Origin of the sequence: Nocardiopsis sp. YSL2 (genome assembly GCF_030555055.1) — a bacterium.
Classification (GTDB): Bacteria; Actinomycetota; Actinomycetes; order Streptosporangiales; family Streptosporangiaceae; genus Nocardiopsis.
In genome coordinates, this window is record NZ_JAMOAO010000001.1 from 4,379,170 (window position 1) to 4,390,427 (window position 11,258).

The 11,258-nt window shown below is 70.6% G+C and carries 8 protein-coding genes; 4 read left to right on the top strand and 4 right to left on the bottom strand.

Going from position 1 to position 11,258, the window contains the following annotated elements; translation table 11 throughout:
• The first annotated feature begins 213 nt into the window (after positions 1 to 213).
• The 4 genes from M1P99_RS19300 (at position 214) to miaB (ending at position 6,598) form a co-directional block, all read left to right on the top strand.
• A complete protein-coding gene (locus M1P99_RS19300) occupies positions 214 to 1,257 on the top strand; it encodes a TAXI family TRAP transporter solute-binding subunit (protein ID WP_304454000.1) in 1,044 nt (347 codons plus the stop codon).
• Positions 1,257 to 1,850 carry a DUF1850 domain-containing protein gene (locus M1P99_RS19305; protein ID WP_304454001.1) on the top strand — a complete coding sequence of 198 codons (594 nt, stop codon included), beginning with the start codon at positions 1,257 to 1,259 and terminating at the stop codon, positions 1,848 to 1,850. The genes M1P99_RS19300 and M1P99_RS19305 overlap by 1 nt, the downstream gene beginning before the upstream one ends.
• A 36-nt stretch (positions 1,851 to 1,886) precedes the next feature.
• Positions 1,887 to 4,928, top strand: coding sequence for a TRAP transporter fused permease subunit (locus M1P99_RS19310; protein ID WP_304454002.1), 3,042 nt, complete (start codon positions 1,887 to 1,889; stop codon positions 4,926 to 4,928).
• A gap of 203 nt (positions 4,929 to 5,131) precedes the next feature.
• Positions 5,132 to 6,598: a tRNA (N6-isopentenyl adenosine(37)-C2)-methylthiotransferase MiaB gene (miaB, locus tag M1P99_RS19315; RefSeq protein WP_304455755.1), complete on the top strand. Its 1,467-nt coding sequence runs from the start codon at positions 5,132 to 5,134 to the stop codon at positions 6,596 to 6,598.
• Positions 6,599 to 6,665: 67 nt separating this feature from the next.
• Here the strand turns inward: miaB and M1P99_RS19320 are convergent, their stop codons facing one another.
• From M1P99_RS19320 to miaA, 4 genes are all read right to left on the bottom strand, one after another.
• Positions 6,666 to 7,934: a cytochrome P450 gene (locus M1P99_RS19320; RefSeq protein ID WP_304454003.1), complete on the bottom strand. Its 1,269-nt coding sequence runs from the start codon at positions 7,932 to 7,934 to the stop codon at positions 6,666 to 6,668.
• Between the two features lie 11 nt (positions 7,935 to 7,945).
• On the bottom strand, positions 7,946 to 8,764 hold the full coding sequence (locus M1P99_RS19325; RefSeq protein WP_304454004.1) for a TetR/AcrR family transcriptional regulator: 819 nt from the start codon (positions 8,762 to 8,764) through the stop codon (positions 7,946 to 7,948).
• 213 nt (positions 8,765 to 8,977) lie between these two features.
• The gene (locus M1P99_RS19330) at positions 8,978 to 10,060 is read right to left on the bottom strand and encodes an IS630 family transposase (RefSeq protein ID WP_304454005.1); all 1,083 of its coding nucleotides are present in this window, start codon (positions 10,058 to 10,060) and stop codon (positions 8,978 to 8,980) included.
• Positions 10,061 to 10,094: 34 nt separating this feature from the next.
• The gene (gene miaA / locus M1P99_RS19335; RefSeq protein WP_304454006.1) at positions 10,095 to 11,096 is read right to left on the bottom strand and encodes a tRNA (adenosine(37)-N6)-dimethylallyltransferase MiaA; all 1,002 of its coding nucleotides are present in this window, start codon (positions 11,094 to 11,096) and stop codon (positions 10,095 to 10,097) included.
• Between the last annotated feature and the right edge of the window lie 162 nt (positions 11,097 to 11,258).

Below are 11,258 nucleotides of genomic sequence, written 5' to 3' on the forward strand. Positions count from 1 at the left end.
GCCGACGTGTCGGGTCTTCCCGCGCATGACGGCCCGAAGGGGCGATCATGCACTGGGTATCGTTTTGCATTCGTGATTGCAGTGACACAGCGGGGGAGTTCCCGCCGTTCTATGCTTTCGCGGATATCACCGGTGACGCACGGTCGACGGGGGCGGTGGACGAGAGCCGCCAAGGGGCCGTGATCGCCGAACTGCTAGAGGAGGATGCCAGCGATGAGCAAGGGACGCAGGACCATGCGGGCTTCCGCGGCTGTCGCCGCGGCCGCCGTGGTCGCCCTGTCCGCGTGCGCCGCCCCGGAGGACGTGGCCGGGCCCGGTGACGAAGGGGACGGGGAGACCACCTTCCTCCAGCTCGCGACAGGCTCGACCGGCGGCACGTACTACCCGCTCGGTGGCGAGATCGCGCAGCTGTGGAGCAGCAACATCGACAACGTCCAGGTCGACACCTTCGCCACCGGCGCCTCCGTGCAGAACATGCGCGCCCTGGAGGGCACGACCGAGGACGAGGAGGCCGGTGAGATCGACCAGAGCGAACTGGTCATGGCGGTCAACGGTGTGGCGATGCAGGCGCAGGCCGGCACCGGACCGTTCGAGGAGGAGCCGCTGGGCAACCCCGACGACATCGTCGCTCTCGGCAACATCTACCCCGAGGTCATGCAGGTCGTCGTGAACGCCGACTCCGACATCGAGTCGATCGCCGACCTGGAAGGCGCCGACGTCGAGATCGGACCGCCCGGCAGCGGCACCGAGGTCGCGGCGCGCCAGATCCTCGAGGCCTACGGCATCGACCCGGACGAGGACATCAACGCCTTCGACAGCACCTTCGGCGACGCCGCCACGGCTCTCGGCGACGGCCAGGTCGACGCCGCGTTCGGCATCCTGTCGGTGCCCGCGGCCGGCATCGTCGAGGTCGGAGCGAGCAACGAGGTCCGGCTGCTGCCGATCGACGGTGAGGAGGCCGAGGGCCTCATCGAGGCCGACCCGAGCTACAGCCCGCTCACCATCGACGGCGGCACCTACAACGGCCAGGACGAGGACGTCGTCACGCTGACCCAGTGGGCGACGCTCTACACCACCTCCGCCCTGGAGGAGGACCTGGCCTACGACCTGGTCCGCATCATGTACGAGAACTCCGGCGACATCGCGCACGACGTCGGCAGCCAGGTCCAGCTGGACACCTCCATCGACGGCCTGGGCACGATGGAGCTGCACCCGGGCGCCGAGCGCTTCTACCAGGAAGAGGGCGTCCTCGACTGATGACCGCTCAGCTCAGGGCCGCTCGGTGGACGCCGGGCGGCCCTGCGCGTGCACGGTCCGCGTCGGCGGTCCTGCGGGCGGTGGGCGCGCTGGCGGCCGCCGCGGCCGTGCTCCTGACGGTGACCGGTTCGGTCGACAGCGGTACCGCGTGGTTCTCCGTGCGGCCCCTCACCGAAGCGTCGGCCGACCGGGCGCGGCCCGTCCTGCAGGTGCCGCTGGCGGTCGGTGACCGGATCGAGCTGACCCACACGCACTCGGTCCACCGCCGCCCGGTGTACGAGGTCTTCTCGGTCTCGGCCCGCGCGGGACTGGCGATGGAGGAGATGCGCTTCGACGCGCACGGAGCGAACCTCCCCTCCGGGCCCGAGACCATCGACGGCGTGACCACCACGTTCGTCCGCGACGGCTCCGGCTACGTGGTCGACCACCAGGGCCGACCGCTCGGGACGGTGCGGATGGTGGTCGGGACCGCCGACGTCGACCACCGGTTGGCCGCAGGTGGCCGCCAGATCCGACTCCTGGATCTGGTTGGACCGGGCACGGGCGTGGAACTGTACGTGCAAACACATCGGGTGGCCCCATCCGGTGAGTGATGGGGGAATCCCCCGCCCACGAGAAGGACGAGGTTGATGACGACCGATCCCAAAGCCACCGGTGACCCTGGTGGCGCCCCCACCGGTGGGAGAGACACGATCGCCGGTGCGTCCGCCCCAGAGGGCCTCGACAGTATCCAGAAGGACCTCGAGGCGCTGGAGAGGCACGACTTCACCGAGGATACGGGGATCGAGGGGACCCGCACCCAGCTCCGGACGATCTGGCGCTGGAGCGTGTTCTTCGTCGCCCTGGCCCTGGCCATGTTCCACCTGTGGACCGCGTTCAGCCAGACGCTGCCCCCTCTGCAGCAGCGCTCCTTCCACCTGGCCCTCGGCCTCGGCCTGGTCTTCCTGCTCTACCCCACCAAGCCGCGCGGGACGGGGCCGCACGGTCCCTTCTACGGCATCAGCATGGCCTTCAGCGGCCTCCTGGTCGGCTACCTGGCGGTCGGGACCCTCTCGGGCACGAACACGAGCATGTACCTGTACCTGCCGCAGGCGGTGTTCGGCGGGCTGGCGCTCGCCCTGCTCGCCGCAGCGGGCTGGTACCTGTGGCGCACGCGCGCCTCGGACGCGGCCTCGCGGTCCCAGGCGGCGGGCGGCTGGACGCTCCTCGTCGGGACCGCGCTGATCTCGCTCGACCTGGTCACCAGTGACGCCAACGGCGGATTCTTCTTCCTGCCCATCCTGGGCCTGGTCCTGGTCGTGGTCGCCCTCGCCCTGGCCGTCGCGCTCCTGCGCCGCCCCTCGGTCTTCCCGGTGTGGCTGTGGCCGGCCATCACCCGGTGGGGCCTGACCGCCACGGGCGCGGCCGCCCTGGCCTACATGTCCCTGAGCGGGATCGCCGGATGGAACGTGGTCGGACCGGCGCTGGCGATCCTCGTGATCGTGCAGCTGGCCCGCCACTCGGGTGTGACGATCATGGGCATGCCCGTGTTCGACGCGGTCCTGGCGGGCCTCGGCCTCTTCGCCGGGCTGTACATGTTCGTCAACTACCGCGCCATCGTGACCACGGTCGGCATCCTCAACCCGACCTACGTCATGGTGGGCACGATCGGCATCCTGCTGATCCTCGTGGCCGCCGGGAGGGTGCTCGGCCCCGCCCTGGTGGTCCTGGCCTCGGCCCTGGTCGCCTTCGCCTACTTCGGCCAGTCCATGCCGGGCTTCCTGCGCCACCGCGGGTCCAGCGTCGACCAGATCGTCACGAACCTGTACGTGAGCACCGAGGGCGTCTTCGGGACCCCGCTGGGGATCTCGGCGACGTTCATCTTCCTGTTCATGATCTTCGCGGCCATGCTCCAGCGCACCGGCATGGAGCGGTTCTTCACCGATCTGGCCCTGGGCGCCACCGGCCACACCACGGGCGGTACCGCCAAGGTCGGCATCGTCACGAGCGCGTTCTCCGGGACGATCACCGGCAGCTCGGTGGCCAACACCGTCTCCAACGGCGCCTTCACCATTCCGATGATGAAGAAGTCCGGCTACAAGCCCGAGTACGCGGGCGCGGTCGAGGCCGCTTCCTCCACCGGCGGCCAGATCATGCCGCCGATCATGGGCGCGGGCGCCTTCATCATGATCGAGTTCACCGGGGCCAGCTACCAGCAGATCCTGACGGCCGCGGCGATCCCGGCGGTGATGTTCTTCGTCTCCCAGTACGTGGTGGTGCACTACGACGCCAAGCGGATGGGGATCGGCGGGCTGCCCCGGGAGATGCTGCCCAACCTGCGCCTGCTGATGCTGACCCGCGGGTACCTGCTCGCGCCGGTCATCGCGATCTTCGCCCTGCTGTCCCTGGGCTATTCGCCGATGTTCTCCGCGATGGGCGCGGTCGTGGCCACCGTCGCCATGAACCTGCTCATCCAGTTCGTCACGCTGCCCTGGAAGCGCGTCGAAGGCCGCCTGCGCCTGAGGGCCGCGCGTGAGGCGGCGGTGAGCGCCCTGCGGCTGTCCCTGCCGGTGGTGGTCGCCGCGGTGGCCGCCTGGCTGGTGGTCCGGGGCGTGGAGAGCCTGTTCGCGGACATGGGTCGCGGCATGCAGGCGATGTTCGTCTCCCTGCTGCTGGCCGGGGTCGGCATGGTCGCCATGGCCCTGTTCACGTCCTGGAAGGACTCCGAGGAGGACCAGCTCAACCTCCACGGGTTCCTGGACGGGCTCGTGGGCGCCTCGCGTCTGGCGATCCCGATCATCGTCGCGTGCGCGTCCGCGGGCATCATCGCGGGTGTCATCACCACCACCGACCTGGGGCTCAAGCTCAGCCGCGGGCTCCTGGGCATCGCCGAGTCCGTCAGCTCCGCCCTCGCGTCGGTGCTGACGTCGGTGGCGACGTCGCCGGTGCTGGCGTGGACCGGGGCGGGCGCGGACTTCGGGGCCGAGGCGGTCTCGACCATGCGGATCGACCTGTTCCTCATCCTCGTGATGTCGATGATCGCCTGTCTGATCCTGGGCATCGGCCTGCCGACGACCGCGAACTACGTCATCACGGCGACCCTGGCCGCCCCGGCGATCGTGGCCGTGCTCCAGGGCGAGTTCGAGACGCGCACGCTCGCGATGCTGCTGATGGCGCACCTGTTCGTGTACTACTTCGGCGTCCTGGCCGACATCACGCCGCCCGTCTGCCTGGCCGCCTACGCGGCCTCGGGCATCTCCGGGGGCGATCCGATCCGCACCGGGTTCTACGCGGTCCGGATCGCGGTCGCGGCCTTCGTCATGCCGTACATGTTCGTGTTCTCGCCGGAGCTGTTGCTCCAGGACGTGAACCTGGTGTCCGGCACGGTGGCGGCGGTGACCGGTGTCGTGGGCGCGGCGATGGTGGCTCTGGGGCTGGCGGGGTATCTGGACCGGCAGATGACCTGGTACCAGCGCCTCGCGATCATCGTGGGCGGCCTGATGCTGGTCTCCGCGAGCTGGGAGACGAACGTGGTCGGACTGACCCTGATCGTGGCCGTCATCGGCTACGAGAAGGTGCGCACCCGCCGCCGAGGCGGTCCGGAGCCGGTCACCGGCGCCGCCACCGCGACGAGCGGCGCCGAGGCGGGCCCCGCCGCCGACTCCGGCGCGGGGGAGGGCGACAGGGACTGATCTGCTTGCCCCGCTCCTCCTTCCGTGCCCCCGGCCGCTGCGGCCGGGGGCACGGCCGTACGGGGTCGTCGACTGTTCCGCGTGCGGGGCGGTGGCCGGCACGGACCCTCCGGGCGGAAACGCCCGGGGCGCTGATATCCGACTACAGAATCAGTAACGGCAGCGGATAGCCTGGAGCGGTGAGCCAGAGTCGTACCTACCAAGTGCGGACCTACGGCTGCCAGATGAACGTCCACGACTCCGAGCGCCTCTCCGGCCTGCTGGAGGACGCTGGGTACGCGCGCGCAGCCGAGGACACCACCGCCGACATCGTCGTGTTCAACACCTGTGCGGTCCGGGAGAACGCCGACAACCGCCTCTACGGCAACCTGGGGCACCTGCGTCCGGTCAAGGACGCCCACCCCGGGATGCAGATCGCGGTGGGCGGCTGCCTCGCCCAGAAGGACCGAGGCGAGATCGTTCGCCGCGCCCCCTGGGTCGACGTCGTGTTCGGCACCCACAACATCGGATCCCTGCCGGCCCTGCTGGAACGCGCCCGCGTCCAGCGTGAGGCCCAGGTGGAGATCGCCGAGTCGCTGGAGCACTTCCCGTCCACGCTGCCCAGCCGCCGCGAGTCCGCCTACGCCGCGTGGGTGTCGATCTCGGTGGGCTGCAACAACACGTGCACCTTCTGCATCGTGCCCGCGCTGCGCGGCAAGGAGCAGGACCGTCGTCCCGGCGACGTGCTCGCCGAGGTGCGGGCGCTCGTGGACGAGGGCGTCAGCGAGATCACCCTGCTCGGGCAGAACGTCAACGCCTACGGCAGCGGGTTCGGTGACCGCCAGGCCTTCTCCAGACTGCTGCGCGCCTGCGGCGAGGTCGAGGGCCTGGAGCGGGTCCGCTTCACCTCCCCGCACCCGCGCGACTTCACCGACGACGTCATCGAGGCGATGGCCGAGACCCCCAACGTGATGCCCCAGCTGCACATGCCGCTGCAGTCGGGCTCCAGCAAGGTCCTCAAGGACATGCGCCGCTCCTACCGCCAGGAGCGCTTCCTGGGGATCGTGGAGAAGGTGCGCGCGGCCATGCCGGACGCCGCCATCACCACCGACATCATCGTGGGATTCCCCGGCGAGACCGAGGAGGACTTCGCCGAGACGCTGCACGTGGTGCGCGAGGCGCGGTTCGCCATGGCGTTCACCTTCCAGTACTCCAAGCGCCCCGGAACCCCGGCCGCCACCATGGACGGCCAGGTGTCGCCGGAGGTCGTCAAGGACCGCTACCAGCGGCTCGTCGACCTCCAGGACCAGATCTCCTGGGAGGAGAACCAGAAGCTGGTCGGCCGCCGGGTCGAACTGCTGGTCGCCGAGGGCGAGGGCAAGAAGGACGGCGAGCACCACCGCCTCTCGGGCCGCGCTCCCGACAACCGCCTGGTGCACTTCGCGGTCGGCGACGGCGAGCGGCCGCGGCCGGGAGACATGGTGTCGGTGGACGTCACCTACGCCGCGCCGCACCACCTGGTGGCCGACTCCGGTATCCGTGATCTGCGGCGCACCCGGGCCGGCGACGCGTGGGACGCCCGCAACGGGGCGCCCGCCGGGGCCGACAAGCCCGAGGTGCTGCTGGGTATGCCCAAGGTCGGTGTCCCGGCCGAGCAGCCCGCCGCCGTCGGCGGGTGCTGCGACGCCTGACGGCCCGCGAGAGCGAGATCGAGGCCTCCGGCGCGGCGCCGGAGGCCTCGCGTGTGCCAGCGGCCGGTCACAGCCGCACGTAGAGGTCCTGGAACCGCCGGTTGCCCGGACGGGGGGCGAACCCGGGCTCGCGTCCGGGCACCAGGGACAGGTCCGGGTAGGCGGCGGTGAGGGCCGCGAAGGCCACCTGCCCCTCCTGCCGCGCCAGGGCCGCGCCCAGGCAGTAGTGCAGGCCGTGGCCGAAGCCGACGTGCGCCTCACCGGGCTTGCCGCGGTGCCGGGTGATGTCGAACCGGTGCGGATCCGGGTACACGTTCGGGTCGCGGTTGGCCGCCCCGAGAACGGCCACCGCCGGAGCGCCCTTGGCCACGCGTGCGCCCTTGAGTTCGATGTCCTCGGTCGCGTAGCGGAGCTGCGTCACCAGGGCGATGCCGCACCAGCGGAGCATCTCGTGGACCGCCGACGGCAGCAGTCCGGGGTCGGCCCGGAGCGCGTCCCACTGGTCGCGGTGGGTGAGCAGGGCGTGGGTGCCGTTGGCCAGCAGGTTGGCCGTGGTCTCGTGCCCGGCGATGACGAGCGTGAAGACCATGGTGATCAGCTCCGGCTCGCTGAGCCGTCCGCCGTCCTCGTCCCGGGCCGAGATCAGGGCGTCGAGCAGGTCGTCGTGCGGTGCCGCGCGGCGTTCGGCGATCATCGCCTCGACGTGGCCGATCATCTCGCCGAGCGTGGCGTTCATCCGCTCGGGGTCGGTGGGGTCGAACTCCGACAGGGCGCGGCTCCACTCGCGCCACAGGGGCCGGTCCTGCTCGGGGACGCCGACCAGGTCACAGATCACCGTGATGGGCAGCGGGTAGGCGAAGTGCTCCAGCAAGTCGACGACGCCGTCCTCGGCGTGCTCGGGAAGCCGGGCCAGCAGGTCGGCCGTGACGCGCTCGACGCCGGGGCGCAGTCCGCCGACGCGGCGCACGGTGAAGGCCCGGGAGACCAGTGTGCGCAGCCGCTTGTGGTCGGCGCCGTCCTTGCCGAGGATGCTCTCGGTCATGTAGACGGTCAGCTCCGGCGCCAGCCCCAGGCTTTCGAACAGCCGGGCGCGGTCTCCGGCGGCCGTTGCGGTGGTGGCGTTGGCGGGGTCGACCACGAAGCGCCGGTCGCTCAGGATCGTGCGCGTGTCCTCGTCGCGCGCGAAGAGGGTGACGTCGAGGCCGCCGACGAACGTGCCCGGAGCCGTCCCGCCTGCCGCCCAGACGCGCCTGATCAGGGCGTCGGGATCGGCGGCCAGCGCGGGGTCCTGCAGGTCGATGGTCTGGTCGGGTGCGGATGGTGTCGTGGCCGTCATCGGCCCCTCCGTCAGGTCTCGCGTGCGGACTGCAGGTAGCGGTCGACCTCCGCCCGGGCCCCGCGGGCCAGCTCCTCGTACAGAGCGGCCACCTCGGGCCAGGCCGCGGTGAGCGCCTCGGCCGTCCCGGTCTCGCCCAGGGCGGCCCGAACCGTGTCGGCCAGGAGGTCGGCACGGTGTCCGGGGGACTCTGGTCGGAACAGACCGGGTTGTGCGGTGACGAACGGTTCGGCGAGCAGGAAACCGGTCATGACCGACGTGAAGGCGTAGAGGAGGTCGTCCCGGGACCGGTCCGTCCGGAGCAGGCCGTGCCCGATGAGCAGGTCGAAGTAGGCGCGGGAGGTCGTGATCCGGTCGCCGACCAGGTCCTCGCTGTACTCGGCCGCGGTACGGGCCAGCGTGCCGAGCGTCTCCGCCCTTCCCGTCACCAGCGCGTGGACGACCGGTACCTCGCGGACGGACAGGTACGTGGTGCGGGCCATCGAGCTCGGCAGGACTCCCTCCGGGCCGCGGCGCATCGTGCTCGCCAACCGGTCGGTGATCTCCGACTGCGACCTGAGCAGGACCACCAGGAAGAGCACTTCCTTGGTGGGGAAGTGCAGGTAGACGGTGCCCTTGCCGACTCCGGCCCGTCGGGCGACGTCCTCGATGGTGATCTTGGGGTAGCCCCAGATGACGAGGAGGTCGCCGGCCGCGTCCAGGATGCGCGCGGCCCGCTGCTCGCGCTGGGCGGATCTGGTCGTGGACTGCTCGGCTGGGGCCACGGTGTGCTCCTGGGCGACGGGGACATGGCGGGGGCCGGTGCTCACCAGCGCCGACGCGTCGACCATATCCTCACCTCCCCATCTCGTGACTCCGTGACCAGATTTCGAATCTGGTCACGGAGTCAAATCTAGATCAGGATCTGCCGCCGGGCAAGGGTCGCAGCGGTGCGTTCCGGGCCCGGACACGGCGCAGGGCGGACCCGGTCGGGTCCGCCCTGCGCCGTGGCGTGCCTAGGGCCCGTATCCGCGAAACCCGCCCTAGTGTTCTGATTGGTTAGTTCACTTGCTGATGCGTTGGCAGTATGAGGCGATGCTGTCGAGGATCTCCTCTGCGGTCTTGGTCCACACATAGGGTCGGGGATTCTCGTTCCAGGACGCGGCCCAGGTGCGGATGTCCTTCTCCAGGGCCTGGACGCTGCGGTGGGTGCCGCGGCGGATCAGCCGGTTGGTGATCTCGGCGAACCACCGCTCGACCAGGTTCAACCAGGAGGAACTGGTCGGGATGAAGTGCAGGTGGAACCGGGGGTGGCGCAGTAGCCACCTTTGGATCTCGGGGGTCTTGTGCGTGGCGTAGTTGTCCAGGACCAGGTGCACCTGCAGGTCCGCGGGGACCTCGCGGTCGATCTTGGCCAGGAACTTCTTGAACTCGATGGCGCGGTGGCGGCGGTGGATCGAAGTGATCACCTGCCCTGTGGCGGTGTCCAGCGCGGCGAACAGGCTGGTCACCCCGGCACGCACGTAGTCATGGGTGGCCCGCTCGGGGGTGCCGGGCATCATCGGCAGCACCGGCTGGGTGCGGTTGAGCGCCTGGATCTGGGACTTCTCGTCCACGCACAGCGCCACCGCCCGTTCGGGCGGGTCGAGGTAGAGGCCGACGACGTCGCGGACCTTGTCGATGAAGAACGGGTCGGTGGAGATCTTGAACTGTTCCCGCCGGTGGGGCTGCAGGCCGAAGGCGTTCCAGATGCGCCACACCGCGTTCTGGGTCATGCCTGTGTGCTGGGCCATGGAGCGCGTGGACCAGTGGGTGTCAGGGGCGGGTGTGCTCTCCAGGGTGGCGGCCACCACCGCCTCGACCTGGGCGTCGGTGATCGTGCGCGGCCGTCCGGGCCGGGGTTCGTCGGTCAGGCCGCCCAAGCGGTGCGCGATGAAGCGCTGGCGCCACTTGGTCACCGTGGGCGCCGATACTCCTACCTCGCGGCGGACCTGGGCGTTGGACAGGCCTTCGGCGCAGGCGAGCACGATCCGGGCCCGCAGGGCCAGGTCCTGTGCGGTCTTGCGTCGTCTGACCCACCGCTGGAGCTCGGCGCGTTCTTGGTCGCTCAGCTCCAGCGGGGGCAGCTTCGGTCCAGGAGCACTCATCCTGCAACCATAAACGAAATAACCAATCAGAACACTAGCCGTCCGCCCCCCGGAAGCCCGGCATGACGGTGGCCACGTCCACCAGGGCCTCGTCGGGGGTGTCGGGAGTTCCGGCCAGGGCCGTGTCCACCAGGGCCAGGGCGCGGTCGGTGAGCTCGGCGGCGTCGTAGGGCAGCCAGCGGATCCGCGGGTCGCGGCGGAACCACGACTCCTGGCGGCGGGCGAAGCGCCGTGTGGCCTGCGCGGTGGCCGCCTTGGCGTCCTCCTCGGACAGTGTGCCGTCGAGCTGCTCCAGCGCCTGCGCGTAGCCCAGGGCGCGCGAGGCGGTACGGCCCTCGCGCAGGCCCCGCTCGTCCAGTCGGCGGACCTCGTCCACCAGGCCCTGCTTCCACATGCGGTCCACCCGCGTGTCGATACGCGTGTCCAGCTCCGGGCGCGGAGCGGCCAGCCCGATCTGCAGGCAGGGGTAGTACGAGGTGTGGTCGGGCAGGGTCGCGGTGAAGGGGCGCCCGGTCAGCTCGATGACCTCCAGGGCGCGTACGATACGGCGGCCGTTGCCCGGCAGGATCGCGCGGGCGGCGGCGGGGTCGGCCTCGGCCAGGCGGGCGTGCAGTACGCCCGGACCGGCGTCGGACAGCTCGGCCTCCAGCCTGGCGCGCACGACGGGGTCGGTGCCGGGGAACTCCAGGTGGTCCAGGACGGCCCGCACGTACAGGCCGGAGCCGCCGACCAGGATGGGGATGACGTCGCGCTCGGCGCACTCCTCCACGCGTTCGCGGGCCAGCGCCTGGTAGCTGGCCACGTCTGCGGGTTCGGTGACCTCCCAGACGTCGAGCAGGTGGTGCGGCACGCCGCGCCGCTCGGGTTCGGACATCTTGGCGGTGCCGATGTCCATGCCCCGGTACAGCTGCATGGAGTCCGCATTGATCACCTCGCCGCGGCGACCGGTGCGTTCCTCCAGGCGGAGTGCCACGTCGACGGCGAGGTCGGACTTGCCCACAGCGGTCGGGCCCACGACCGCGATCACCTTGATCATCACCCCAGCCTAGTCACGTGACCGCCTGCCGTGTCCGTCCTTCCGCGGACGGGGCGGCGGGCGCCGGCCCGGTCGATGGCCGCGCCGGCCGACCGGCCGCCCATAGCAATAATCACGCTGTTATGAAATGGATTTCCGTCTTCGGCGCACAAACGAAGAAGA